The 25,523-nt window shown below is 36.4% G+C and carries 26 protein-coding genes; 3 read left to right on the top strand and 23 right to left on the bottom strand.

Translation table 11 applies throughout. From position 1 onward, the window contains the following. Positions 1 to 99: 99 nt before the first annotated feature. The 10 genes from IQ211_RS00405 to IQ211_RS00450 form a co-directional block, all read right to left on the bottom strand. Positions 100 to 1,164, bottom strand: coding sequence for a tyrosine-type recombinase/integrase (locus IQ211_RS00405; protein ID WP_189758011.1), 1,065 nt, complete (start codon positions 1,162 to 1,164; stop codon positions 100 to 102). A gap of 31 nt (positions 1,165 to 1,195) precedes the next feature. Continuing rightward, positions 1,196 to 2,842, bottom strand: coding sequence for a TraI domain-containing protein (locus IQ211_RS00410; protein ID WP_189758010.1), 1,647 nt, complete (start codon positions 2,840 to 2,842; stop codon positions 1,196 to 1,198). 140 nt (positions 2,843 to 2,982) lie between these two features. After that, positions 2,983 to 4,476, bottom strand: coding sequence for a UvrD-helicase domain-containing protein (locus tag IQ211_RS00415; RefSeq protein ID WP_189758009.1), 1,494 nt, complete (start codon positions 4,474 to 4,476; stop codon positions 2,983 to 2,985). A 151-nt stretch (positions 4,477 to 4,627) separates the two neighbouring features. Beyond that, positions 4,628 to 4,825, bottom strand: a complete 198-nt coding sequence (locus tag IQ211_RS00420; protein ID WP_189758008.1) for a hypothetical protein — start codon at positions 4,823 to 4,825, stop codon at positions 4,628 to 4,630. 63 nt (positions 4,826 to 4,888) lie between these two features. Continuing rightward, on the bottom strand, positions 4,889 to 5,197 hold the full coding sequence (locus tag IQ211_RS00425) for a hypothetical protein (RefSeq protein ID WP_189758007.1): 309 nt from the start codon (positions 5,195 to 5,197) through the stop codon (positions 4,889 to 4,891). A gap of 348 nt (positions 5,198 to 5,545) precedes the next feature. Continuing rightward, complete coding sequence (locus IQ211_RS00430) at positions 5,546 to 5,824, bottom strand: hypothetical protein (protein ID WP_189758006.1); 279 nt, start codon at positions 5,822 to 5,824, stop codon at positions 5,546 to 5,548. An 83-nt stretch (positions 5,825 to 5,907) separates the two neighbouring features. Further along, a complete protein-coding gene (locus IQ211_RS00435; RefSeq protein ID WP_189758005.1) occupies positions 5,908 to 6,138 on the bottom strand; it encodes a hypothetical protein in 231 nt (76 codons plus the stop codon). Then, complete coding sequence (locus IQ211_RS00440; RefSeq protein ID WP_189758004.1) at positions 6,138 to 6,758, bottom strand: hypothetical protein; 621 nt, start codon at positions 6,756 to 6,758, stop codon at positions 6,138 to 6,140. Before IQ211_RS00440 ends, IQ211_RS00435 begins: the two co-directional genes overlap by 1 nt. A 363-nt stretch (positions 6,759 to 7,121) precedes the next feature. Continuing rightward, positions 7,122 to 7,724, bottom strand: coding sequence for an SGNH/GDSL hydrolase family protein (locus IQ211_RS00445; protein WP_189758003.1), 603 nt, complete (start codon positions 7,722 to 7,724; stop codon positions 7,122 to 7,124). Beyond that, entirely contained in the window at positions 7,721 to 8,644 is a 924-nt protein-coding gene (locus IQ211_RS00450; RefSeq protein ID WP_189758002.1) for an integrase domain-containing protein, read from the bottom strand. The genes IQ211_RS00445 and IQ211_RS00450 overlap by 4 nt, the downstream gene beginning before the upstream one ends. Positions 8,645 to 9,728: 1,084 nt before the next feature. Between IQ211_RS00450 and ccdA the strand changes: the two genes are divergently transcribed. Genes ccdA through IQ211_RS00465 form a run of 3 tightly spaced genes read left to right on the top strand, consistent with a single transcriptional unit; the run spans position 9,729 to position 10,669 of the window. Further along, positions 9,729 to 9,947 carry a type II toxin-antitoxin system antitoxin CcdA gene (gene ccdA / locus IQ211_RS00455; protein WP_189758001.1) on the top strand — a complete coding sequence of 73 codons (219 nt, stop codon included), beginning with the start codon at positions 9,729 to 9,731 and terminating at the stop codon, positions 9,945 to 9,947. Next, positions 9,948 to 10,256, top strand: coding sequence for a type II toxin-antitoxin system toxin CcdB (ccdB, locus tag IQ211_RS00460; protein ID WP_189758000.1), 309 nt, complete (start codon positions 9,948 to 9,950; stop codon positions 10,254 to 10,256). A gap of 59 nt (positions 10,257 to 10,315) precedes the next feature. Further along, positions 10,316 to 10,669 carry a hypothetical protein gene (locus IQ211_RS00465; protein ID WP_189757999.1) on the top strand — a complete coding sequence of 118 codons (354 nt, stop codon included), beginning with the start codon at positions 10,316 to 10,318 and terminating at the stop codon, positions 10,667 to 10,669. 182 nt (positions 10,670 to 10,851) lie between these two features. Here IQ211_RS00465 and IQ211_RS00470 read toward each other — a convergent pair whose 3' ends face one another. From IQ211_RS00470 to IQ211_RS00530, 13 genes are all read right to left on the bottom strand, one after another. Next, complete coding sequence (locus IQ211_RS00470) at positions 10,852 to 11,694, bottom strand: pepsin/retropepsin-like aspartic protease family protein (RefSeq protein ID WP_189757998.1); 843 nt, start codon at positions 11,692 to 11,694, stop codon at positions 10,852 to 10,854. A gap of 182 nt (positions 11,695 to 11,876) precedes the next feature. Further along, on the bottom strand, positions 11,877 to 12,026 hold the full coding sequence (locus tag IQ211_RS00475) for a hypothetical protein (protein ID WP_189757997.1): 150 nt from the start codon (positions 12,024 to 12,026) through the stop codon (positions 11,877 to 11,879). 316 nt (positions 12,027 to 12,342) lie between these two features. After that, positions 12,343 to 14,490: a peptidase domain-containing ABC transporter gene (locus tag IQ211_RS00480; RefSeq protein WP_189757996.1), complete on the bottom strand. Its 2,148-nt coding sequence runs from the start codon at positions 14,488 to 14,490 to the stop codon at positions 12,343 to 12,345. A 4-nt stretch (positions 14,491 to 14,494) separates the two neighbouring features. Continuing rightward, entirely contained in the window at positions 14,495 to 15,676 is a 1,182-nt protein-coding gene (locus IQ211_RS19985) for an HlyD family secretion protein (protein ID WP_189757995.1), read from the bottom strand. A gap of 190 nt (positions 15,677 to 15,866) precedes the next feature. Beyond that, on the bottom strand, positions 15,867 to 17,045 hold the full coding sequence (xyeB, locus tag IQ211_RS00490) for a cyclophane-forming radical SAM/SPASM peptide maturase XyeB (protein WP_189757994.1): 1,179 nt from the start codon (positions 17,043 to 17,045) through the stop codon (positions 15,867 to 15,869). Positions 17,046 to 17,279: 234 nt separating this feature from the next. Further along, positions 17,280 to 17,429 (bottom strand): hypothetical protein, encoded by a 150-nt coding sequence (locus tag IQ211_RS00495; RefSeq protein ID WP_189757993.1) that lies wholly within the window; start codon positions 17,427 to 17,429, stop codon positions 17,280 to 17,282. Between the two features lie 488 nt (positions 17,430 to 17,917). After that, a complete protein-coding gene (locus tag IQ211_RS00500) occupies positions 17,918 to 18,055 on the bottom strand; it encodes a hypothetical protein (RefSeq protein WP_189757992.1) in 138 nt (45 codons plus the stop codon). Positions 18,056 to 18,222: 167 nt separating this feature from the next. Beyond that, positions 18,223 to 19,734, bottom strand: a complete 1,512-nt coding sequence (locus IQ211_RS00505) for a conjugal transfer protein TraG N-terminal domain-containing protein (RefSeq protein ID WP_189757991.1) — start codon at positions 19,732 to 19,734, stop codon at positions 18,223 to 18,225. Between the two features lie 2 nt (positions 19,735 to 19,736). Beyond that, the gene (locus IQ211_RS00510; RefSeq protein WP_189757990.1) at positions 19,737 to 20,057 is read right to left on the bottom strand and encodes a hypothetical protein; all 321 of its coding nucleotides are present in this window, start codon (positions 20,055 to 20,057) and stop codon (positions 19,737 to 19,739) included. Next, positions 20,054 to 21,466 (bottom strand): integrating conjugative element protein, encoded by a 1,413-nt coding sequence (locus IQ211_RS00515; RefSeq protein WP_189757989.1) that lies wholly within the window; start codon positions 21,464 to 21,466, stop codon positions 20,054 to 20,056. The genes IQ211_RS00510 and IQ211_RS00515 overlap by 4 nt, the downstream gene beginning before the upstream one ends. Positions 21,467 to 21,479: 13 nt before the next feature. After that, complete coding sequence (locus IQ211_RS00520) at positions 21,480 to 22,436, bottom strand: TIGR03756 family integrating conjugative element protein (protein ID WP_189757988.1); 957 nt, start codon at positions 22,434 to 22,436, stop codon at positions 21,480 to 21,482. Then, positions 22,436 to 22,846, bottom strand: a complete 411-nt coding sequence (locus tag IQ211_RS00525) for a TIGR03757 family integrating conjugative element protein (RefSeq protein ID WP_189757987.1) — start codon at positions 22,844 to 22,846, stop codon at positions 22,436 to 22,438. The genes IQ211_RS00520 and IQ211_RS00525 overlap by 1 nt, the downstream gene beginning before the upstream one ends. Positions 22,847 to 23,097: 251 nt before the next feature. Beyond that, entirely contained in the window at positions 23,098 to 25,500 is a 2,403-nt protein-coding gene (locus IQ211_RS00530) for an autotransporter outer membrane beta-barrel domain-containing protein (RefSeq protein ID WP_193836308.1), read from the bottom strand. Positions 25,501 to 25,523: the final 23 nt, after the last annotated feature.

A 25,523-nucleotide genomic window follows, 5' to 3' on the forward strand; every position in this document is an offset into this window, starting at 1 on the left:
GGAATGCATGTTGCATCATGTATTCTTCTTCTCGTCTATTTTTATACATAGAGTTGGACTATTCGTCAACTCTATGTAAATTTTTTTTAATTTTTCTGCCTATCTCATCACAGTCAAACGTTTATGTTCCCCACCTAACCCCATGCCTAGGTAGGTAGATAGCTCATTCTCTAACATGTGAAGAGTGTTATGAATATCTTGGCCTATATATTCCATCGTAGAAGACAAGCTTCTATGCCCCAACACATTCTTTGTCAAGTGCATATTACGGTCAGGGCTACGCATTAATGTGGTTGCTAACGTATGACGAAAACGGTGTGGGCTAACTGGAAAACCACATTCCGTAGAAAAACGCCGAAAAAATGATTTCACAGGTTGGCTATCAATTATCTTTTCTCTATCTACTTCTCTATCTGATAACCGATGTACATTGAAAAATATGTCATTAGGAGTAGCTCCTCTTAATACCATTTCATTTAACAAATTTTGCAATAGTGGTTTCAGTGGGCTTAATAAAGCTACTTGGTGCTCACAATGGTTTTTACTACTTTCGCTCCGTAAGAAAATGGCATTTTCTTCAAAATCAATATCTTTGATCCGAATATGAACTAATTGGTTTAAACGTATACCCGTTAATCGAAATGTTTCCATTACAACAATCCAAAATCGTGTCGGGTATAATGCACAACAGCGATAAGTAGCTTGCTGTGCTGATAATTCCTTCTCTAGTTGCGTAAACCTTTCAAAAACACGATACATAGTACGAAGCTGTGCTTCTGTAAAAACTTTCTTCCTTTTTATCCCTGGTTCAACCTGGCTATCAAAAAACGGGTTATCTTTACTTGTTTCAGCTAACAAACCTTTTTTTATCCAAAAGCTATATAGCACTTGCATATGTCTAGCTTTTGTATTCCAAGTTCTTTCTGCCACACCTCTAATATTTAACTCATGCCTACGCCAACGCAAAACATGTTTATGAGTTACTTCTTCTGGGTTTATTTGTATATTTTCTATTCCCCTTAAATATTTAAGAAATAGTCTAACCACCTTACGATACGTTTTTTCTGTATCTGGGCGCAGAACCTTTGAGTAAAAATACTCATCCAATAGTTCATACCAAATAGGATCATCTTTTTCTTGCTTTAAAGACATTTGTTTTTTCATAAGGAATACTTCCATAATAATTTTCTTAGTATCATTCTGAGGAAAAATCGACGAAGAGACTGTCTGGGGTGAATTCAGAAAAAATCAAACTCATTTTCACTAAATATCCGCTAGCACGTAAAAATTTATTATTTTTACATGCTTCCTCTGTAACAGGAACTGGATATATTTTGCATGTGTAATGGCGTTTTCTTCTGTTTCCCTTCTTTTCGACTCTATGCACATTCAATGACTCGAATGCAGATAATAATTGCTTATGATCGATTTCTAGTTCTGGGTGTTGGCGCAAAAAAAGAAAAAAGATTGCTGGAGTTTGTAAAAATACAAACCCTGCAACGCAATGTACTTTTGCGCTAGCAGTGTTGTACTCAATTTTTTCAGCCTGCAACCCTTGTTTAAGCCATTGCCAAAATTTGACCTTCAATGGTTCATTTTTTCCTTGTTCTTGTCCATCCATCCTTATGTGTGCTTCCTCTGTGTCCTTTTCCTCTCTCCCTTTAAGAAACACATTTTCTTCTATAATTTCAACTGATTTATTTTCAGCAAGTGAATTATTTCTAATTTTACTTTCACCATTGGGCAATTCATGCTCAACATGTTGATTTTTCAAACTATTTAATGATGAACTATCAACACAGTTGTCTTGCTCTTTTTGTGCTACTTCTTCTTCTTTTATGTCTAAAAGCGACATTGCTGTTTTTAAATCATCACTAATAGCTTCTTTTGTGTTCACTACAAAAGCAGTTTCTGATAGTTCCTCTTTTTGGGACGTAGTTTCATTAAATGCACTTTTTAGTGACACTATATCTAAACTCTGCGTTTCTTCTTGAATTTTGTTTGCATCACTCTGTGTGTATATTGCAGATTGGGTTGGAGGTATAATGCTAATATTTTCAGTTGGTTCTAAAACAGAATTATTAATATTTTTTCCTATAACATCATTTATATTTGGCAACTTATTTACAGCTTCATCTATCAAATTACTAACATCTCTTCCACCTTCCCATTTTCCTACCATACAGTGCATTAAAGCTTGTAGTGCCACAGGAGTTTCACTCAACCAGTAAATAACTTTTTCTGGTAACAGTGTATAGCTCATTAATGCACCTGAGACAGAACGCAATTCCTCTAAATTTGAACTATTAGGCTTGGATCTAAATCGGTAGGCTTTATTTGGTGTCACTACTCCAGGCATCCAGCACGTTTGATCTATATACTCTCCATCAAATTGTCCCATCAACGGTAACCAATGAAACATTGATGCATAAAAGACTACCGCGTTCCAAGCGCTGCTTTGACTAGATTGTTCTTCCGGTAATGCTCCGGTTGGCAATAACTTTTTTTTTGATAGTCTGACTGAATAGACCATGGTAAGTAATGTAAGGTCAAGCAGCCCTCCTTCCAGAGCAAAAATTCCCCGATTAAACGCTGGCAAGTTCTGAATTCGTTCTGCGGCTGAAGACAATGGGAATAAAAAAAATTCTTGATATTGTGCTTTTGATAGAGAAGCATTTTCCCAAAGTTGCTGTAAGCAATTCTTACGTAATGTAGTATTAAACAAGTCACATGATTTTTTAGGCAGAAAATAACCATCTGGTGCAACGGGTATCTCGCTTTTAGATTTGTTTCCCCCCGAAACATCGAAACTACTATTTAACCACTTTTTAAATATCTTCATATAAATCTTCCGGTAATTTCAGTAAAACATTAAACACACTTTCCATGATTTTTTAGGTAAAAAAAATAACCATCTGATGTAACGGATATCTCGCTTTTAGATTTGTTTCCCCCCGAAACACCGAAACTACTATTCGATTTTTAAACATCTTCGCATAAGTCTTCTGATGATTTCAGTAAAACATTAGATACACTCTGATCAACTAAATTTTCTTTTGTTAAATTATTTCCGTTCTCAAGTACGCTTTGAATAATGTCGTTAATCATAAGCTTTTTACGAGCACGAGTTGCAGCAACATAAAGCAAATTTATTTCATCTCTTCTAGACAGTTCTGTTAATTTAGGATCAAATAAATCAGGGAAATCATTATTTAACTCAACAAATTCCCATTCTAATCCCTTAGCTCTATGCGCCGTTGAAACCGTTATATTCGCGTTACTTTCATTAGTTATCGCAAATTTGCGCATTATTTCTAAATTTTGGGGTAACGGAAAATATCGTTCTAACAGATTGATAGATTGCATCATTTCAACATCTTGTGTGGCCCTGGCTATTCGGCAATATTCATCATAATTTTTGTAGTCCCGCATTAAACGAGGCTGTTGTACTTTTTGTGGCATATCTACCGAGAACCAATACAAATCTTCTAACTCTTCAGTTCGATAAGCTTCAATCCCTCCAACCCAATATACTGATTTTTTTTCTCTTGCTGCTCCTAGTGCTGTATCAATTACACCTGCCACCGTTCGGCTCAATACTGCTTTATGAGGTACATCAAATTGTTGTGGTAACAAAACTTCATCTTCTTCCCCTAACCCAATAACTTGGTGAGTTTCACCATCAAAGGCAAGTAACGAATTCGCTATCTCAGCAACATGTGAACCAAAACGAAAGCTATTTGTTAGCCATAAACGATCAGCATCAGCTAGTTGTGGCACATCCAAGGCATTATCTGCTCCCCGAAAACGGTAAATTTGTTGATGTTTATCGCCAACTAAAATTACATTTGTATGCTGATTCAAAACAATCGCATGAATGACAGGGTTAGCATCTTGGGCTTCATCAAACAAAATTGTTTGATAGTTGCGAGATAAATCAGGTTGAGATAATTGATAAAGTTTCAAATAAGTATCATGTGTAATCGGAAAGGAGTCATTCAAATTTTTCATCAAATTCCAAATATGCTCTGATCTTTGAATTATTTTAATTGGGTCAATGCCCTCTATTACTTCTTCATCTGGGCAATGAATTAACTTTATTTTTCCATCAGCACTAGATAGAAAACGATTTAACGTACTTTGAACCCTATGGATTAATGACCAATGTCGAGTATTTAAAGCCCGCGCAATGTCTGTAATACGTAGTTGATTAACCAGTCTATGCTTGTAATGACGACCTTGGGTTGACCAGGCTAATTGGTGTGATGTTTTACAGTCAACATTAAAAGGAAATTTACGTTCTGCTTCTTCTCTTACGGAACGATTAAAAGCCAAATAGAGCATCGAAACTTTAGGATTAGCTAACGCATAATTTACTAATGTACATGTTTTCCCTGTTCCCGCAAATGCATTTACTACTAATTTCGAACCATTCCATTCTACTACTGCTTTTTGTTCATCCGTCAGCGTAAGCATAAATAGCACCTCTATTTTAAAGTAGCCAATTTAATTTACGGTAATAATTAAAAACGCGGGGACTTAAGTACAGTAAAAATTCTTTTTGTGTATTGATAAAAAAACGCCTCCGAAGAGGCGTTCAGTAAAAGTATCTCGAAGAAGCATTTTTTTAATAAGAAACTGATATTTTCGATATATCTATCGGTATTCCTATCTTATTAAAAGTTTCTGCGGGAGACAGACCTTGTTTAATAAAACTTTTTACTGTTTTATCATCATTTAAAACTGTACCACTTAATGTCATACCAACATGTTGCATTAACAACATATGCGCCAGCAATTTGAAGCGAATAATGTCATATCGCATAAATTCCCTCTATGCTACTCTACTTTTGTATTTTCGATCCTGGTTAATAATAAATCAATTTGATTATTTTTTAATAAACAGAGGCAGCACTTTAATTGCTTTCTGCGGTTTCCATTTAACAAATCCATCCAGAATATCGCGCAGTTCGGAATATTTCATTCCTCTTTTCTTAGCGTGTGCTTTAATTAAATCCTTATCAACGAGCGCCCATAATTTTTTAGCTGCTTCTTTATTTGTATTAAAATCATATTTGATACACTCCTGCTTGTCTTTTTTCTGCCTAGCTTGCTCAGCTTTCCATTTGTCAATCTGGTTATCGATATTCCCACGTTTATGCAGTGGAATATTTAAAAGCCCGTGGTCTAATGACATATTGTCATACCTTAATTATCTGTTTAGAAGAATAATTGCATTGGTAGGTAACATACCCCCAAGCTGTTTAGTCGCAGAACGCTAAATAGGTTTTCATAATACTGAGAGTATCAGATGTTGGAGTTCCTTACCCCGCGCTCCGCGCGGGGTAAGGAATACTCCTAAGATAAAAATGCGTACTCCCCCTAGGCGGTGAGAGTACACCGCCTGGTGAAAAGTAAGTAAGATTAGAGTATTAAATCAGCCATCTGATTTTTACCACCACGCCCAAAAAAATAGATCGTGGTTATCAAAATCAAAAGATTTCAGCGTACTGCTAACCCAGTTTTTTACTTCTTCAACATCCGATCAATAATATTGATCATATTCAGTTGAACCAAAGAAAAAACCATCTTCTGTAGGGAATATTGTCATGCAATTATCTTTTGTCAGTCTATTTAAATCTGCTAATAATTGTTCTAACTTTTGTTTTGGTATCAATATACTTTTGCAATTATCGACACTTTGAACATTGTAATTAACCCAACGAAAAAGCGAGTTAATTTTTCGAAAATATCCCACTTGTGTATCATAATCAACACGTTCTTTCTGTTTTTCACCTGAAAAAAAGTGAATATCAAGTCCCATTTTTTATTCCTCATATAATAAAAACAAAGACAGGGACTTTCCCGCAGGAAAGTACCCTGCGGGGTTGGTCAATTAAGTTATTATTAATTATCTTCAGTCTTCACTGGTAGTTCATCCCATGAAACAAAATAATGATTGCGATAATAGCCTTCCTCAACTTGGATTATTCCGTGGTTTCCACATTGAGTACATATAGCATCATCATTTTCACAGAGAAAATCATCATCGCCATCAGTTAGATACACTCCTTGATATCCACAATTTTCACATGGTTCCAACCAATTGATGAATACTTTCGTAAGTATATTTCCCATTAGGCGTTCCCTCTAAAGCGGCTCTTCCATGAAATTATGGTGTCTTGTGAAAAAAAAGCATTTGCATTTATTTCATCATGTAACTGATATTTAGAATCTACAACGTGCAATAACAATAAACCAGCTTTATGCCACATTTGTCTGGCTGTTTCATAGTCATTCCAACGGTGCTCACCAGATCCTTCGTCCCAAAATTTTTTGTGCATTTTGTATAATTCAGTTTCATTTGTAATAGGGTGTGCCCAAGTGATGCCACCATTTAATAACTCACCACCTAACACTTTTCTATTATGACGATCATAAATGATTACAGTCATAGGATAAAAATTAATCGGCCCCATATCACGCCCTAAATCAGGGTCATAATAATAATCCTCATCTTTATCCCGAAAAGGCCAGGAGTTTGCTTTATACATAATTTTGAGCTTATTAACAGCATCAGTAAATGTAGATGTTTCACAAATGATCAGAGTTCCTTTGTTTTTATAAGTACCATAAATCGAATCGTCTTCAGGATACTCAAACATACCTGTGACTTCGACCCTAAACTGTCTATGGTAAATATCCCAACGTAATGAAACGCCTGGCTCATAAGGTGTACGTAAGAACTTCTTACTCATAAGACTTCTCCATAATTAAATAAAATAGAGAAATCTTCCCAGGGGAAAATTTCCCCATTAGGTGAAAAGAATAATTGAAAATGTTACTGTCTATTGTTATGAAAAGTTTCTTAATCGCCTTAACGATCCCCGTTTTCAAAGAATAAACGGGTTTACCCAGAGTATTTACTGTCTGCTTTTTCAGGTATAGCAGATGGCGCAGTCACCCGAAAGCGTTCCTCTCAGACTACCGGAACATTAGTTATATAGCCACCCGAAAGCGCTCTTCTCAGGCTATTAGAGCATTAATAGATTGCACAAGGCAATGTAAGAACAACATTATTTTCTAACTAAGATTGCTACCTGTCAATAGCAAAAATAAAATTATAAAGATAACTTCAAATATTCCATCACTAGATTTGCTCCGTGCTTAGTAATATGGATTCCATCATCTGTTCTAATTTTTTTTCCATCTAAAAAACCTGTATACTTTTCACCCATCACAGCATTTTGTGTTATATCTAAATACGTAACACCTAATTGTAATAAAGATTTTTTAATAATATATCGTGTGTTTTTTAACAAAAAATCATGCTCCTTATTTTTTAAAAATGGGGGAGAAATCCAGATAATTTTTATGTCATAATTTTTACTCCTAATCCTGCCAATCAGTTCAAAAATAGAACGAGAATAATCAATTGAGTTTATTTCTTTATTGAAGTCGTTTGTTCCAATGCTTATAATAATGAGGTCATATTTATCAAAATCAATACGTTCAATAGCAGAAAACCAATCATACCTATGCCTATTTAAAAGCCCAGAGCCAACTTGGTAAAAAACATCCGCACTTTTATTAATTAAAGATTTATATGATTCACTATAAACATAACTTAAAGAGTCACCTAAAATTAAAGCCTTACAATATCCATTTAATGAAAAAAAGGAAAATAAAATGAAAGAAAATTTCATTGAATGAATAAAACTCATTCGTCACCTCCATTTACACTCTGGTAATATACTTGATTAATATACCTACCTCTACCATCACCATGACCTAAATCCATAGATACCTGTGCTAATATTTCTTTTTTATTAAATCCTGCTTTCTGATAATGGGCACTGAGTTCTTTAGCAACATAATATCGCATACTGTGAGGTGCTTTTTTACCAACTAATCCGGCTGAACGAACTATGTTTCTATAACGATCAACCGCCTGATGAATATTAGGTTTATCAATTAATTTACCATCACGTTCTTTCATCACATTTTCAGCATAATTAATAGCGTTTTTAAGTTGTTCATTATTTAAAATTGTAGTATCTCTAGGACGCCCGCCTTTTGTGCCAAAGACCACTCTGACAGAATGATGTCCATTGCTTAAAGATTGCTTCCACGTATTTATAGATTTACAAGCTTGAACAGCTTCTTTTGTTCTCAGCCCTAAAACATATGCCAATTGTAAAGTTGCAGCAACACCTTTATCAATTTTTTCTACTTCTTTAAATGCTTTCTTAAATTCATCGGGAGATAATGCTTCTTTTGTTCCCATACGGCTTGCGCCTGCTATTCCAAGAGAACGATTATTCAATCGTTCATTATTTGGATCAGCTAATTTATGTTTTCCTGCTTGTGAAAGAATACCACGCAATGCTGACATCTCATTTTGTAAAGTTCGATTGCTAATGTTTTCAGATTTTCTGTTTTCAATATACCCCTCGATATATTTAATTTTCAGGCTATCTAACTGACGTAATTTAATGCCCGAAGAATTCAAATAGTTCAGAAATTGTTTGGCTATTCGAGTGCGATCGGCCACCGTAGTAAAACTCCCTCCTGCTTTACGGGCACAAGTAATAAAATCTTTCTTAAATATTTCTACCTTTGATCGTGACGTTTTTTTATCCATAAAAACCTCCAATAGCAATAATGTTATGAATAATAAAAGTTATTTATAACATTATTGCCTTATCACAAATTGTTAGTTTTTCGTCATTACAGACGTTCCCTGCGTATCGGTTATGTGTGTCATCCTGACAGTCAGATATTGTGTAGCAGGGCGCTATCATGTTGAGTTATTGCAGGAGCGCGCTCTGTGCTCTGCACTGCGCTTTAATGCTCCCCGTTCAGAGCCTGCTACCAGGATGAACGCCTCAATATCTGGACTACTTATCTCCTATTTATCAAAAAGTTAGATTCATTATTAATTGAAACTAAAAGTCGAAGTTTTCCCAAGCGACCGTTCGTAAAACGGGCGCGTCGGGCGCTTTGTAAAAAATTTAAGACACTCTCTTACAACGTTTTGAAGCATACTAACTTTTGTCTTCATTTGGTAAAACCGTTTGAAAGGATGTCTTAACGTTAGCTGTAATGCGGTCTGGAAGTTTTACGCCTGGCGGCGTCACTTGGTAATCGCTACGCTTTTACTCAAGTGACGCCGCTCATCTTTCTGCTTCCAGTACCGCGACTCGAAGATAACGAAGATGCCAAATGTTCCAAATGGCATACCGTTATATCGACGCTGTTAAAGGCCGCAAAAGCTCTCGACGCATGTACAAAAGACGCATTACATCGACAAAGATGTTTGATGTTTTTCTGCATCAAACAGCATGTTTGAAGGGGTTCATCTACATTTGACGAACTTTAGTTGAATATTTCTTAATCGCTTTAGCGATCCCCGTTTTCAAAGAATAAACAGGTTTACCCAGAGTATTTACTGTCTGCCTTTTCAGGTACGGCAAATGGTGCAGTCACTCGAAAGCGTTCCTCTCAGACTACTAGAACATTAGTATTTGCAATCACCCAAAGGCGCTCCTCTCAGATTGCTGGAACATTGATTGGTTACCATAAGGTAACGTTACAGCGATGAAAATCTTACACTTGTAGCTCATACTCGTCAATGATTGAAAACCACACACAAAAATCAGGTTGCTTTTTTTTGCACAAAGTACATACTTTAAATATGTATTAATAATATACACTTTAGGTGCATAATGAAACATAGAGTTAATGTAACAGTTGATAAAGAAAATTATCTAATTCTAAGCTCCGCTGGCATAAATATTTCAGGCTTTGTTAATGAAACCATGGCAAAGGAAGCTCAGCGCATCAAAGCTGAAAATTGGAAGGTAAATAATCGTAAAGGAATGGAAGAGGTTGCACAATTTATTACGCAATATGGCTCATTTGCTGATGAAAATAGGAACTGGTAAATGCAATTTATTGTTTATCAATATAAACGAAAAGAAAGCAAATACAGCCTGCTTATTGATGTGCAAAGCGACATTATTGAAACACCAGGAAGGCGTATGGTCATACCTTTGATTGAAGCGTACCATTTGTCAAACAAGGTAAGTCACCATTTATTTCCCATAGTGCAAATAGAACATAAAGATTATCGGCTTTTAACAACAGAGCTTTCAAGTGTCCCAGAGAACGCAATTGGAGAGAAAATTTCTGATGTGGCTCAATGGTCGTCAGATATCAAAGATGCACTTAATCTCTTATTTTGGGGAATTTAAATAATCGTTCTTGCATACTGAATGATACTATCTACTTATTATAGAATAAGGGTGGTTATATGCAAAAAGATCTAAAGGTGAGATCCCGAGGAGAATTTTGGGGGATAAAAGCAGCGTGTATCTGGAAACGCTGTTTTAATAAATTGAAAAGCTGGGATAAGACGTGCGTTAGTAAAGCGAAGAAAAATAATGTTCCTGCATGGATTGGTCATATTCCAGTATTTGTAGCAAGTGCCTTAGCCATAACAGCACTTATCTTAAGCACTATTATCACTATAATTACAGTGTCAATTTTCTTTATTATAATATTAGTTTTATCTAAAACACCTAGTGTAGAGCCTTTAAAACATGGGCATTACGATTTAGACGGATATCATTACCCTGATGGGAGTATTGATCAGAGTGATCCGTGATAATTATTTAGCATTAACGAAATTCCGCTTCCTCGCTTTAGCTGTTCGTTCCTCGCTCTGCTGCGGTACGCCTCAGCTAAAGACTGCGGCGAGCGTTGCGAGGGTGGAAGGTGGAGATTGTTTCCATCCTAATATAGGTTATCGAACGCTGTTTTGGTTTTTTGAAAGATAATAGACGTATTTTAGCTGTTATTAGGTAAACTAATTAGCACGCGGTCATTTGATATGATAAGAATTCTGTTTGAAAGAAAATCATCACCTAACAGGCCATCAAAATCTATCCGTTCATCTGGAATTTGATAGATAGCCGCAGATAACTTAATTCCATCAGGTGTTATAATAGTTTGCTTTGGGCAGGTCTGTGATAAATTGGCACACCCGTTCTTTGAACGAGTAAAAAGCACCGTATGACTTGCACCAGTATCAATAACCATGCGGTTTATCTTCTTACCTTCAGATAATACACTAATTTCTATCCCATTCCTTGTGCGAGTAAATGGAATAGATTGCCAACGATAGCCATCGGGAAGAGCTTTGAGATGATCGGTTATCGTCAGTACCTTTGAAGCGTAGTTGATAATAAGCGTTTTGTTTTTGGCAATACCCAGCCCCAACACGCCATCTATGATAAGTTGTCCCTTATTATCGAACATGCCGTTCCCCCACGGTTTAAAGAGTTCAACGTCAACATCTGAAAGGTGTTCACCATTAACAGTCATATTGGCCGTCCTTGCCACTACAGTAGATTTATCAACTCCAAAAACATCTACGGAATTTTGCACGGTTATTGTGTGATAATTCCGCTTTGGAAAAAGAGAATCAAAGATAGATCGAGGGAGATAAAAAGCACCAGACGCCCCAGTATCAACTGAAAGTCTTTTAATCTCTTCACCATTGATATTGAGCGAAACAGAAGGAGTTATATGCTCAAGGTAAACAATCGGTGCAGTTATATCTGCCTTTACTGCTTCAACTGGAACGATAGTAAGGCACAACAACAGGCACCGACTCAGAATTCTATTCATATTAAACAACCCATTAAGAGCAGTGGATGATATTTAATTCAAACTTTTTCCCCATCTTAAAACATAGCAATGAATAGTTTAGACTACAAATATTTTTGTTTTGGAATTAATTTATTTCATTCACATAATAATAGTTGATAAAAATTGTGTGGTCAATGACCACACAATTATATCACGTACTCTTATCTTCTATCCCATGTAGTTTTAAAAAATATACCATCATCATCAGATGAACCACCGCGAACAGCATCAAGTAGTTCAGACGCTTTTTGGCCCTTCTGATTTTTCAGGTTTGCAGAATTTTCCTGAATCACTTTCTGTAGTTCTTTCATATTAAGATCCTTAAAAAGATTGAAATAAAGAAGATAATAACCTAATTTGTGTTTTATTTTGCTAGCCTACAAGAATTAATTTATTAAAATTCATTTGTAAGCCACATTGTTTAATATATATTATTCCAGAATAAGATCAACAGTATTTTTACATAAAAAACAAATGCGTAACATCCGTAAAATATAAACATATCAACATAATATAATTAATATTATTAACGTTAAAAATTATAACTATAAGGGCTGATTACATATTCAAAGGATATCTCTAAAATGGTAACCTAAATACCCCGCGGGTTAATATGAACCCGTATCATCAATCAATGTGTTTGAGTGATTGCAAATACTCTTGAGGGGTTGTAAATACACCGTTAACCATATCAAAAACTTTGTCGGCCACAGCGATAGCATCTGGTCGATGAGCCGCAAAAAGACGCGTTATTTTCATGGCCTTAATGGCTTCGTTTATTTTCCGCTCGTTTTCGATATCCAAAGCAGATGTGGATTCATCCAATATGAGAATTTTAGGTCTTCTATAAAGTGCCCGTGCAATGGAGACTCGTTGTTTCTGGCCTCCTGATAACACACTCCCCATATCCCCAACCCTAGAATTATAGCCATCTGGCATCATCTCTATTCCATCATGAATAGCGGCCATCCTTGCACATTCATGCATAAGTTCAATGTCTGGCCTTTCGGCAAAGCCAGTAATATTTTCCTGTAATGAACCGGTAAACAAAAAATCATCCTGTAAAACATAGGAAACATGCTTACGATAAGCCTCAAGGCCAATGTTAGATATAGGAACACCGTTAATTTTTATAATCCCTTCAGTCGGTTCAAGCAGTGAAGCAAGAACATGAAGCAATGTGGATTTACCACAGCCTGATGGACCTACAAACGCAACACTTTCTCCTGATTCAACAGCAAAAGATAGTCTCTCAAAAATATAAGGTTCATTAGCTGAGTAAGCAAAAGACAAAGATGATATTTCTACTTTCCCGTTAAATTCCACAGGCAAATTTTGAGAGGCATCAGAGTGCATATTTTCGCTTTCGGTAAGGACTACATCGCTAAGCCGATTTGTATGCATTGAAAGCATTTTAAATTCATAAACAGCATCACAAAAATTAATCGTCCTTTGGATGAACATATCAGCGTACACCATGAAAGCAAACAGAACACCAACAGTAAAAAAACCATTTTCAGTCAACTGTGCACCAATATAGACAACCAAACATGCTGACAGCCCTGTGATAAACGCACTAATTAGCCGAAAAACGAGATCAATTCGAAAACGCTTGATATTTGCAGCAATGTTTTCAGTTGAGAGGTTCAACCATTTTATTTTTCTGTTAGTGCTCAGACACAGCATTTTGATCGCTGAAATACCGCGAACAGTTTCTATAAAATGTGAACTTTGAGCGGCAGTTTTACTGATAGATTCAGCCAGTGCGATTCTGTACATCCCAAAACAATACCATTTGATCAGAGCATAGAGCAGTGCCAGAAAAACTACACTAGCGCAAAGCACTACGCTGTAACTGCTCATGACTACCAATAATGCAACTGTAACCACCGCATCAAGAATCGCATTTACCATACGCGCAGTAAACGCCTCCTGAATTTGGTTTAGGGATTGTAGGCGAGATACAACATCGCCTAACTGGCGTTTTCCAAAGTAGGTAACAGGCAGACTGATTAATTTGCTCAAAAATCCTTCAGACCAACTTAATCCAATAGAATATTTAGCTGCGGTAATAATCCAGTCACGAAGCCATGTCAGCAGCATTCGCATAAAAAGCAAGGCAATAACAGCGGCTGAGATAACATTCAGGGCAAACATATTACTCGTGCTAAGAATGTTATCTATAATGAACTGTGAAGAAGCGGGGATAAGCAGCGTAACAAGTTCTATAGTCGCTGATATTGCAATGAGTCGTGCTATCACACCGCCTTTACCTTCTATCCCAGCTAGCATGTCTCTGATAGAAAGTGCTGAAGATACTTTTTTTCGCTCAAACGTAGCACTGGGTTTCATTTCGAGTGCTATACCAGTGAAGCAATCTGATAACTCAGAAAGCATTATACTGCGTTCGCCAACAGCCGGATCATGAATAGTTGCGCCTTTTCGGGACAGTTTTTTGAGCACCACAAAATGATTAAAAGACCAATGCAGGATACAAGGCAACGAAAGTGAATTCAGTTCTTCCAGTTCTACTTTTACGGGACAAGATGACAACCCTACTTTTTCACCTACGGTCACTATTTCCTTAAGGCTCATGCCATGTTTTGAAACATCAAAAAGTTTCCGCATAGAAAGAAGATCAGTATTGAAACCATGATAACTTGCGATCATAGCGATACAAGCAAGTCCGCATTCTGAAACTTCAGACTGAATGATTACCGGAAGAGATTTCCCGACAGAAAACGTTGAAAAAAAATCTTTCACATATTTATCCATAAATTTAATCAACCATTCTAAGCAGCCATCTATAAAGACGTTTTTCACCTGTTAAAATTGAGGCATCAACCTGCATTCCCTGTTTCAATGGTAAACTCGAACGCTCTTCAGGAATGGCTATTACAGTAAAGTACATGTCATCCTCCCGCCTAATTGCAGCCTCTGATATTGAGGCGACTGTAGCAGTAAATTTTCCGTATCTTCTCCACGGATAAGCCGATACGCGTAATTTCACCTTCTGTCCAATTTTTATTTCACCTGCTGATTCAGCACCTACCTGAAGTCGGACAACAGGCATCGCGTCACTAGGTATAACTACGGCCAAAACATCTCCGCGCGTTACATTATCCCCAATCATCTTATCTACCCCAGCCACTCTTCCATTTATGGGACTAGTGATTTTTATTCGTTCAACGACATCCAACTGTGCTAAGGATTGAGAAATTTGAGTAATTTCTTGATATACATCGTTTGTTTTTTCTTCTAATTTATGAGTTTTTATATCCATTTCAGTTTCAAGAGCGATGATATCAGCCTGCGTTTTGGTGATATTAACTAAAGTGTTTTGCATCTTTTCATCAGCCCGTAAGATTTCCTGCCGGGATTCATGAATCATCATTTCAGAAATGATCCCTTTTTTGCTGTGTTTTACAAATGAGTTGTATTTCTTCTGTGATTCGGTAAAAGCGTTTCGATTAATCAAAAGTAGTTCATGCAGTTGCTCCAACTCGTTTTTTTTATTAGCTATAGCGGTAGGTATTTTGATGAGAGCGCTTTCTCTTTCCTTCTCAAATAATACTAATTTTTCAGTAAGTAATTGTTTTTTTTCTGTCAGCGCAGCACGTTCCCTTTGAGAGATCAACCCTGATTCAGTCTTTATCTCATGCGAAACTACCATGATTTCCTGGCCTACGTTAACCTGTTGACCGTCAATGACTCCCAAACTCTCCGCTATACCATCCATCGGAGAAACGAGAGAAGATGCATTAGGATTAAAGATTACTCTTCCAGGAGCTTCTACATTAATCCCGTAAGATCCCCAAATGAGGCAGGAAAGCAACATTATGCCAGTCGCAGCACTTAGAATAAGGGGGAAAGTTGTTGATTGAGGGATATTAAGGGTATGCCTACCAATCCATGTGTTTTTACGATGAAAAATAGCTTCTTTACGAAATAATCCGTTCACCAGAAATCCTTAACTGTTATTAGTAATTAACAATCGGTTACTTCAATATCGATTACAAGTCTGTTAACCTCTTTACCGCTGATATTGATTGCTAAGAGGTTACAGACTCAAGGTGAACAATCGGCGAGGTTTATTTCTTCAACTGGAATTATCGTAAGATCCTGAGCCACACATACACTCAGAACTTTATTCATAATTCAGCAATTCCGATGTTTTTTGCGAGTTCATTTTCACTCAGGCCAAGTTCCACAAGGTAAGCAGCCCCCCGACCGAGTAATGCCGCCATTGTATCGCAATAAATCGTTTTATTGTTAAAGGCATTATCTCGCGAATACCTGTTTACAGGTTTTCCACCCGCACAAATTTTTTGCCAAATACATCCTTGGCAATCCACAGGTAAAGAGGATTCAATTTTGTGAAATTCGCGCATGGGTTGGCTGTTTACTATCTGAGCGTAAGTTGCATCTGCGATATTACCTATTGGTGTAAATATCTCTGAAACCGTTGAGCGCAAAGTATCATCAATGTAGATGTCACCAGTAGACGTAACAGTTATGGCTAAGGCTTCAAATCCTTCAGTCGGAGGCGTCACTCCCAATACTATATATTTCGATGATCCAGCCAGTCTAGTGAAGTAACTGGATAAAATTCTTACATCACAATTAGGATCACTTTGTTCAAACCAAGCATCGCAGACATCAATAAGAAAACGTTTAACTCCTTCTGTGTTGGTTGTATTTTCGTAATTGCTGTCAGGTAATAGAAAATCAAATCTTTTACACTGCATATCATGATAAAAGTGGTCAAAAAGTTCTTTACCACTGGCTTCGGGATCAATAACAGAAAGTATGGAGGGATAGTTAAGAATATTTCTTTCTTTCGCCGCTGTACACAATGCCTTATATCCGTTTAAGGTTGCCTCATATGAGCTACGCCCTTTGTGATCGATACGGTATTTGTCGTTTATGTGTTTCGGACCATCGATGGAAATGTTTACAGAAATATTAAACTTTTCAAAAATGGCAATCCATTCATTGTTGATCAAGGTTGCGTTAGTCTGTAATGCAAATCGCAACTCTGCCCCCTTGTAATCTCCAGAATTGAGCGTTTCACATAGGTAAATTAAACGCTCTTTCTTGAGCATCAATGGTTCACCGCCATGCAAATCAATTTGTATTACGTCTGGGTTAACATCTTCAGCAACCCTTTCTAAAAAACCTTTCAACCCTATTATAGTGTTGTGGGAAATAACTGGAGCACTGTTTAGTGCAATATCACTTCCCATATTAAACACATAACAATATGAACAGTTTAGATTACAGCGCTCGCTTATTTTGAGAATTACTTCTAAGTGATTTATTTTATTCATATTTAGCAAGCCATTAAGGAAGTTGGTAAAAACATGTTGTCATCGACCACACGTTGACGTAAAGATCCGCCTTCTATGAAGGCGGAATTAATTTCGCCCCAAAAGGACGTACTAATAAAATACCTAAAAATAAATCTCTACCAATTCTGATAATTTCAAATCTAAAGGCTAATAAAAGGCAGAGTCAAAACCTATTGCTGACCACCTCCACATAAGGTGGTCTTCAGTTAAGAATCAAAAGCTCTTTTTCCAATCAAGTTTGAACCATGTTTCAGCAGTAGATGCGCCACCACGAACAAAATCAAGTAATTCAGACGCTTTTTGACCTTTCTGATTTTTCAGGTTTGCAGAATTTTCATGAATAATTTTTTGTAATTCTTTCATATTAATATCCTAAAAAAGGTTGAGTAAGAGAAGATAAAAATGGAATTTAATATAACTTTAATTCCATTTTATTTCGCTGATCTACAGAAATGTTTTGTTAAAATTTATCCGTAATCAGCATGATCCAATGTATATTACCCAAAATTAAAGTCAACAATTTTTTTACAAAAAAATAACAGACATAACACATGTGAAATATAAACTAATTCATATAATTCAATTGGAACTATTAAGTTTTTAATTATAAATTAAATGTATTAAATATAGTATTTTATTGGTGATTGTTTTTTTAGGAAATAATATTGAGTTGTTTTTATATACTTAAATTTTAAGTATTCTTTAATTTTAATTTTTGGTAATGATTCCAATTTATTGTTAGCGGTTATCACAGCTATCCAATCACTACCCAAACTCAGAACTTCATGAGCAGTTAAAACTGTGCGGCCATTGGCCGCACACCACATAAAATGCTTCTTACATTTTTTAAGCTAATCTAAGCTCTTGAGCCAACTATTAGCAGGAGCAGCTCCGTCACGAACAGCATCTAGTAGTTCAAACATTTTCTGATCCTTATTATTTTTCAGGTTTGCAGAATTCTCATGAATAATTTTTTGTAATTCTTTCATATTCAAATCCTTAAATATATTGAAGTAGAGAAGATGATAATAGAATCTAACTATAAACACATTAATATAATTTAATTAACATTATCAACATTTAAAATTATAATCATAAGACAGATTGCACTCACATATGATATTTTTGCTTAAAGCCTATTGCTGACCACCTCCTTTTACTTTTTCAATTTATTAATAGCCGCCTCCCCACCTTTACCCCCTGCTTGCTTAGATTCGGTAGTTCCTCTTTGCATTGCTCCAGTTTCCAATGTTCCACCGACTTTAACACCTGCCCAGGATAACGCTCCCATCCAGACTGCGGGTAGTACTAAAAACATTGTTCCCATGACAAAGTTGATAATAATATCATCCGACGTATTTTGTATTCCCATCATATTCCAACGGCTATGTGTATCTGAACTATATAAAGCTTCGATCATCCAGCTATCCAACCAACGAGCTAATTCCCACCAGAACGTTAAGAAATTCAAGGCAAAGATCACAAATGTTAGTGTAATTGCTGTTTTAAAGTCGTAAGCTGAAAACATTAAAATCAACGGTAACATTACATATATAGCCATCAGTAATAAGCTTTGAACCATAGGCAGTGATTGCCGCATCGCGTCTAGTGCTGGAAATATTGCCAATGAACCCAAAGCTTGTCCTACCACAGATCCGACACGTGTTGCCGTATTTATTATAGTGAAATCAGCATTACCGCCATATCCCATAAACACAGAATCCCCCTGGGACACTTGTAAGCTAGCAGGGCTGACTAAACGGCGAATAACGGCTTCTTGAAATTCTTTTGAATCTTCATTTATTAGTCTCATCGCTGATTTAGCGCGCAACCACATCCCCGGATCAGCCTGTTCCATTACTAGTTTTCTAAGCCCAACTTTTTCATCTGACCACCACTGAGCGCATGTAGGATATCCTCCAGTTCCAGTATTAGAATAACCATCATCACGCTTAGAAACCCATGGAAAACCCTCTCTTGGAGTACGTGACTGTAAAGTTTGATAGGCTCCGTTTAAAAACGTTCGAGAACCTAGCCACTCCACATCTCTCAAAACACTTTCACTCGACTCCTTACCCTGGTCTTGACTCTTCCAGTCATATAATGCAAGTGAGTAACAGTCATTAGTAAAATCCTGTAATGCGGCTACTAATGAACCATTCTTTATATAACTATGCTGAACTTCAAAACGAACTTGGCGTAGATCCGGACGACACGGAATAGTTGCAACAGAAGCTTGAGTAATCCCCTTAGATAATTTATGGACCAACATCCACCATATTGGCGCTTTTGCCGTTTTATCGTCTAGGGATGAAATAGTGCCTTTAAAACCAGAATCTTCTGGTTTTGCTGCTGTCCATGTTCCACAATATTTGCTCCTACTTGAATCAATTTGCATAGTACTAAGACTAACGTTAAAAAGTGGAACACAACAAAACACCATTACGACGAAAGCACCATAAATTGCATTTTCAATCCGAACAATAGATAAAGTTCCTTTATTTCCTTCGTCCTCCCCTTCTTCACGTACTTTTAACCATATACCCGCCACTTTAAATAGTAGTGGAACAACAAAAAGCCCTGTACTGAGTAGTATGTTCCATAAACCATTATTAATTACCCAGCCCAATAAAGTCAGAAAATACTCAAGATAGTTATTTGTGGTCATAATTATTCTCCATTGTTATTGTTTATCCAAATAACCGCTTCACTGACCAGGGCGAACAACACGAACATTATCACTACACGTTTAAAAGGTTGTTGTGATTCTAAGGGTACTTTTCCTGATTTCCATAAATTCCATAAGAAAACGCCAATCAATGCATATACAACCACGCGCCATAATAGTGAAAAATAGCGCCAGCGATACATTAATTGATTAAAACCTCCGGCTAAATCAGGGTTTATTAAACTTAGGTGAGCAACAAAGAGCAATCCCATCATAAGAATAACAATGAAAACCATCCATTTTAAAAATATTTTAATTTTCATTTTCTATTTTCTTCCGTAGCAGAAATACCCAATGAATTTACTCGTTTATCTGTGTTATCGTGAGATTGAGTCTGTGGGTTAGCTAAAGTTCTTTGATGGTCGCGCTCAATAATAGTCAAAACAGTATTATTAGAAATTTCTCTTCGCAGTTCCATTTCGGTTTTTAGTGCATTGATTTCACGATCAAGAATATCAATCCGGCGATCACTCTCTTTAACAGCTTGTGATAAGTTAGCTGCATTAGGTTCTGATTGTCCGGTCATTAGCATCCTGCGCATAGTTAGCGCCAATTCAATTGTGTCTGACATAGCTAATTCGCCAGCTAAACGTTGTACTAGTGCACCGTTATCAGGATCTCTCCTTAATGACTGAATAACACCTCGTGTGACTATCAAGCTACCAGTTTTTAACTTAGATAGATTTTCAGTTGTAGGGGAAATATTGCCGTTGACTAGTTTTACTAATTGCTCTTGATTATCTTTAGCTGTCTTTTCAATCACTGGAGCAAAACCAGTTCCAGCGACGCTACTTCCAGGCTGATTTTCTGCTGTACCGTCTGCACATTGGCTAGTATCTGTACAAGTGCGAATTGATTGATCACCCAAAATTTTCACAACAGTTTGTGCGGCTTCTTCACTATTTTTAAATCTCTGACAGGCTCCCCCTGAGCACTGACCTGTAGAAATAGTTTGATCACTGTTGACTGGTAAGTGATTCATCATATTAAAGCCAGCTTTAGCCAGATCACGCGTTGGTTGGATAGCTTTTTGCCCTTTTCCTCCTTTTTTTTGCCCTCCAATCCAAGGAACTCCTGCTTCCCCTTTAGCGCTATTAAGCTGATTGTTTGTCTTGACGGCATCATTACTACCATTATTCACTAATGTTTTAGCTTCTTCCATAACCGCTGCTTGTGACCATTTGCTGTTATCAGAGAAATCCATCAATCGCTTGGACAAGTTCTGACAGTTAAATTGCGCTTTATCAAAAGCAACATTGGCCTGCAAAACTCCATTAGTCAGCATTTCGTACAATCCTGGGTTAGCTCGTTGAATAATTAACCCAGGAAGACTGGCTACAGCTCCTGTTGCTCCTTGAACAATCTCCCCCATCAAGTTTTTAAATCCATCAGTGATACCATTTAATTGGTTACTAATCGTAGTTTTTAAATCGAAGTTTCCACACATCAAATCATTGGACCATCCAATTCCCATTCCAACTCGCTGCATAGTACTTCGGCTAGGCGGTTGAGATAGAACAGTACCGCCACCAATCGTGTAGAACAATTTATCTGATACAGCACCACTCACATTTTTACCGTAACCTATTTTATTATCCTCCCAAGCAGAAGCAGAACCCGAAAGAAATAAAACACCTATAAGTACAGATTGCGAAATAATTCTCTTATTCATTTTTATTTTTTCCTTAAAAATTAGTACTACTCAGGAATTTTTGCCCACGACGTTTACAACAACTATATGGTTGCCAAAGTGCCCAAGCATAATTACCATTTTCTGCAACTGTTCCAGTTTTATCAGGAAAAACAGCACAGCTATTACTAAGTTGAGGTGATAATTTCTGCCACTTATGATTTTTAGTATTTTCTTGCACAGGATCAGGAGGCCAATAGCCAGGCTTTTTATTTGCTTTTAGAGGCGAATAAATATGGGACTGGCCTGTACGAGTTATGATATCGGCAACACGCTGAGCTACAACCGCAGCCGCTTTATAGTCGTCTTGTTGTGTAACAAAGCCGCTGCGAGGGTAAACATTTCCCCACATATTTCCCGTATATTGCGAACCAATTTCCCTTTTACCAAGAATGACGGATTCAGGGTAGAAAGTTTCAGGGATACCCGAACGCCACGGAAAGCTATCTAGCGTGCTAAGAAAATAAGGGTATAACGGCGTTGCTGCACCACTACAAGAATACCCAGGAATGCTCTTTCCAATTAAAGATGAACCAGGATGGCCAATCGCATCGGCATATTTAAAATGTAGATTAATTTTTCTCTTTGGTGTTTTCTGTTCGTTATGCCCACCTCCCGCAGATACACCAGACAATGCTCCTGTAATAGCGTTTTCCAAACCTCCAGAGGCTCCACTTACCATAGACATTTCTACCCATGGATTTCCGCTTGGTGAGTTGTATATGGATACAACAACTTCTGGAATAAAGTGTTCTACCTTTACTGAAGTTCTGACTTTGCACCCCCAGGGAGTACAGAACAGCCAATAGCAGATACCTTTTATTCGCCAACTAATACACGATGGAGATATAGAGCTGGCTATGATACTAGCACTATTAATACTAGCAGCAGCCAGCGGAATATTAATTGCTCCTAGTAGCATAGAAGCCACTAGGAGCTTCAATTTTTTCATTAATTATTCCTCCTACGATATGTATCTACCAAGATTTGAGCACGAGTAGCATCAGTACTGCCATACACAACATAGCGATCATCTATTACAATGGCTGGGTATTTTTTTATACCCAATTCCCAAGCACGGATAACTCCCTGGTATGCTATGACCATATCCTTTTCTTTTTCCCTCCATTCTGGCGATTGTAATAATTCAGTTATTAAAGAAGAGTTACTTGTATTTACAGAAATATTCATAGTGTTAAACCAGTTTTCTGAAAACATATCAGGAGCATCAAGCCAAACAACTTGAATATCGTTTCTAAAGTCGTTTCTACTTGGTGGGTTTTCATGATCGGTGTAAATGACAGTTGACGCTTGAGCTATTGATGTCAAAGCTATTACGATAAAAACAACCAGCATTTTCATTAGAATTGCCCTCAACTATTAAGTTGAAACAAGATTGCAATAACTTTCCAATAAAATCAGTAAATAATTCATAATCCAATAAATATAATTTTTTATTAAAAAAATAAATAATAATCAACTGGTTATAAGCAATGAATAAAGATACCCATTGCTTAATTTGTAGTTATTCAATTTGGTAGCTATTCATTTCATACCAAATTATTAAGATATTTTTCATATTATTCTTTATTTATCATGATATTAAATCCTTATCAGAATCGATACCTAACATTAAACAAACCGTTAATACCTTGTTTTTCTCCTATATAACCTGTGAATTTAAATTCGCCGCTAAAATTAGATTTTTCGCCGAAATCGACACCAATTGATGCAAACCCACTACCTCCTTTCGAAGATAAATCACTAACCTTCATTCCTTCAATAATTCCTTTTGATTTACCATCAAACTCATATTGGTAGCCTACTCCAGTATTTAAAGTAATATTTTCCGTAATCTTATTATGTAATAACACCCCTACTTTCATTTGATGAGAATTAATTGCATCAAATTTGATTTTTTCATGACCAAGTGCAGTTTTAATATTTACCATATCATGATTAATATGCGTATACTGATAATCACCATGAACAGTTAAACTTTTTTTACCACTAGCCTTAAATTTTTTATTAATTCCGACATGGGATCCAAAATATGATGAATCACTATTATATTGACTCATTATATTCTGATTTACTCCGAAGTCATGTGATTTGAAATCATAATTTAATTTCCCAACTCTCAATGAACCTGTGATTATCAGATCGTCAAAATTTTTTCTTTGCACTAATAATCCTGTACCTCGATAATTTACATTTCCTTTTCCTTTAATTATTGGTAAACGGCTTTGATTGTATGAAGTGTATGATGCATTTCCGGCCTCAAAAAATACTCCTAGTGAGGAATTTATTTTATCAGAATAAATAGCATTCCCAACTAAAAGATTAGCTGTTATTAGGTTCAGTTTTTTTCCTATATTAAAACGATTCTTGCCTGATTCAATTAACGCAAAAGGCTCTATGTTCATACCTTTTAATTTAACTTTTGTGACCAAACTATCATTAGCAACTAAAATTCCAGCATTTCTCCCAAACAAATAAGCTGTTGTTTGCGGATTTAACCCTAATTTTGATTCAGGTTTTTGCTCCGGCTCAGGCTGTGGTTCTAGCTCCGGCTCAGGTTGTGGTTCTGGCTCCGGCTCAGGTTGTGGTTCTGGCTTCGGCTCAGGTTGTGGTTCTGGCTCCGGCTTAAGTGGAATCACGTTAACAATGATAGATTCTTTGCCATTTTCTTTTTTTTGTTTTTCTAACCCAAATGTTAATAAAGTCGCTGTACCTAATGTTGTCTCTGAATTAACGAGTTTTACATCTCCTATTATATTACTCATTAGCGTAACTATACCGCCACCATTTACTAGCTTTGAGCCTTTATGAATACCGTCAACTGTTACTGTTGATTTATTCATATCGATAGTATCAATTGTGTTGAGTAAAACATCTTCATCTTTTACATTTTCATTTAGAAAAAATTTATAAACTTCAAATCCTGATACAGATTTCAACTTCAGTGGGTCTGCTCTAAAATTAAACACATTTCCTGTCAACCTATCTCTATCACCGAAGTTTCGACCAGCTAAAATTGTTGAACGCTCTGGAACATTAAACTCAATATGACCATCCACGGTTACGTTCACGCCATTTATGTCCTGAGAGTGAGATGTTTTGATACCTAAGATGTTTACGCTGGAGTTAAAAATGACATCTTTTAGATGCACGAAAACTGAGGTATAAGTAGGAGTTATGCTTGAAATTAAACCTGTAATATCTACTAAATTGTTAAAAATTGATTTTTCAATGCTTACTAAATTATTTTCATTATTACCTTTACTGGCTAAATTCATTGCCCCATAAATTCTGGCGTAACCATTAAAAATAGAATTTTTGATATTAATTTTATTATCAATTAAACTTGCACCACTTATGTTAGCAGCATAACCACCCAGAAATAGAGCATATTTATCAAATTGTGATTGATCAATATCAATCAAATTATTCCTCAAAAAGGCATTGTCTCTAGAACTTTCTCCACCATATGCCCCCCGTATCTCAACCTCGTTCATTAGATGGGAGTTTTTAACCGAAACAACAGAATTTTCTATTGTAGAATTAGCGCTTCCTTTAGTAAATGTTCCCGTTAAATCAGCGTTACCTCTAATTTTCACTCCATCTAAGAACACATTATTCTCTTTAGCGTACAGGCTGTTTCCAGAATGGATATAAGCCCCCGCTGAAGTTAGCTCTCCAATTTCGCCATTAGATATAAACACATTATTATTTCCAATGACATTATCACCATGCATTGCCACAGTATTTCCACCATACAATATGAAGTTTTTATCTGACACGACCTCCTGCATCATTAAATTATTATTACTCATGCCTTTTAGTTTAGTTTTTCGGGAGTAACCCGCCATAAATGTTCCATCCAAATCTTTTTCAACCACACAATTATTATTGTGCGTTCTTTCTATTTCAGAACCACACTCTACAGCTAATATCTCACCACTAAAAATAGCAGAGCTGATCAAAATAGAAAGCAATGTCCTTCTATTTTTCATAGAACAAGTTCACCTTACTGTTT

Origin of the sequence: Xenorhabdus griffiniae, assembly GCF_015163655.1 — a bacterium.
GTDB lineage: Bacteria > Pseudomonadota > Gammaproteobacteria > Enterobacterales > Enterobacteriaceae > Xenorhabdus > Xenorhabdus griffiniae.

Coding starts and splice junctions, on each gene's coding strand:
- IQ211_RS00470 (WP_189757998.1), bottom strand. CDS start 11,694: ATGAATAGAATTCTGAGTCGGTGCCTGTTGTTGTGCCTTACTATCGTT.
- IQ211_RS00415 (WP_189758009.1), bottom strand. CDS start 4,476: ATGCTTACGCTGACGGATGAACAAAAAGCAGTAGTAGAATGGAATGGT.
- IQ211_RS00450 (WP_189758002.1), bottom strand. CDS start 8,644: ATGGATAAAAAAACGTCACGATCAAAGGTAGAAATATTTAAGAAAGAT.
- IQ211_RS00465 (WP_189757999.1), top strand. CDS start 10,316: ATGCAAAAAGATCTAAAGGTGAGATCCCGAGGAGAATTTTGGGGGATA.
- ccdA (WP_189758001.1), top strand. CDS start 9,729: ATGAAACATAGAGTTAATGTAACAGTTGATAAAGAAAATTATCTAATT.
- IQ211_RS00435 (WP_189758005.1), bottom strand. CDS start 6,138: ATGGGAAATATACTTACGAAAGTATTCATCAATTGGTTGGAACCATGT.
- IQ211_RS00420 (WP_189758008.1), bottom strand. CDS start 4,825: ATGCGATATGACATTATTCGCTTCAAATTGCTGGCGCATATGTTGTTA.
- IQ211_RS00505 (WP_189757991.1), bottom strand. CDS start 19,734: ATGACCACAAATAACTATCTTGAGTATTTTCTGACTTTATTGGGCTGG.
- IQ211_RS00480 (WP_189757996.1), bottom strand. CDS start 14,490: ATGGATAAATATGTGAAAGATTTTTTTTCAACGTTTTCTGTCGGGAAA.
- IQ211_RS00410 (WP_189758010.1), bottom strand. CDS start 2,842: ATGAAGATATTTAAAAAGTGGTTAAATAGTAGTTTCGATGTTTCGGGG.
- IQ211_RS00510 (WP_189757990.1), bottom strand. CDS start 20,057: ATGAAAATTAAAATATTTTTAAAATGGATGGTTTTCATTGTTATTCTT.
- IQ211_RS00500 (WP_189757992.1), bottom strand. CDS start 18,055: ATGAAAGAATTACAAAAAATTATTCATGAGAATTCTGCAAACCTGAAA.
- xyeB (WP_189757994.1), bottom strand. CDS start 17,045: ATGAATAAAATAAATCACTTAGAAGTAATTCTCAAAATAAGCGAGCGC.
- IQ211_RS00495 (WP_189757993.1), bottom strand. CDS start 17,429: ATGAAAGAATTACAAAAAATTATTCATGAAAATTCTGCAAACCTGAAA.
- IQ211_RS00475 (WP_189757997.1), bottom strand. CDS start 12,026: ATGAAAGAACTACAGAAAGTGATTCAGGAAAATTCTGCAAACCTGAAA.
- IQ211_RS00430 (WP_189758006.1), bottom strand. CDS start 5,824: ATGGGACTTGATATTCACTTTTTTTCAGGTGAAAAACAGAAAGAACGT.
- ccdB (WP_189758000.1), top strand. CDS start 9,948: ATGCAATTTATTGTTTATCAATATAAACGAAAAGAAAGCAAATACAGC.
- IQ211_RS00405 (WP_189758011.1), bottom strand. CDS start 1,164: ATGAAAAAACAAATGTCTTTAAAGCAAGAAAAAGATGATCCTATTTGG.
- IQ211_RS00515 (WP_189757989.1), bottom strand. CDS start 21,466: ATGAATAAGAGAATTATTTCGCAATCTGTACTTATAGGTGTTTTATTT.
- IQ211_RS00440 (WP_189758004.1), bottom strand. CDS start 6,758: ATGAGTAAGAAGTTCTTACGTACACCTTATGAGCCAGGCGTTTCATTA.
- IQ211_RS00525 (WP_189757987.1), bottom strand. CDS start 22,846: ATGAAAATGCTGGTTGTTTTTATCGTAATAGCTTTGACATCAATAGCT.
- IQ211_RS00530 (WP_193836308.1), bottom strand. CDS start 25,500: ATGAAAAATAGAAGGACATTGCTTTCTATTTTGATCAGCTCTGCTATT.
- IQ211_RS00520 (WP_189757988.1), bottom strand. CDS start 22,436: ATGAAAAAATTGAAGCTCCTAGTGGCTTCTATGCTACTAGGAGCAATT.
- IQ211_RS00445 (WP_189758003.1), bottom strand. CDS start 7,724: ATGAGTTTTATTCATTCAATGAAATTTTCTTTCATTTTATTTTCCTTT.
- IQ211_RS00425 (WP_189758007.1), bottom strand. CDS start 5,197: ATGTCATTAGACCACGGGCTTTTAAATATTCCACTGCATAAACGTGGG.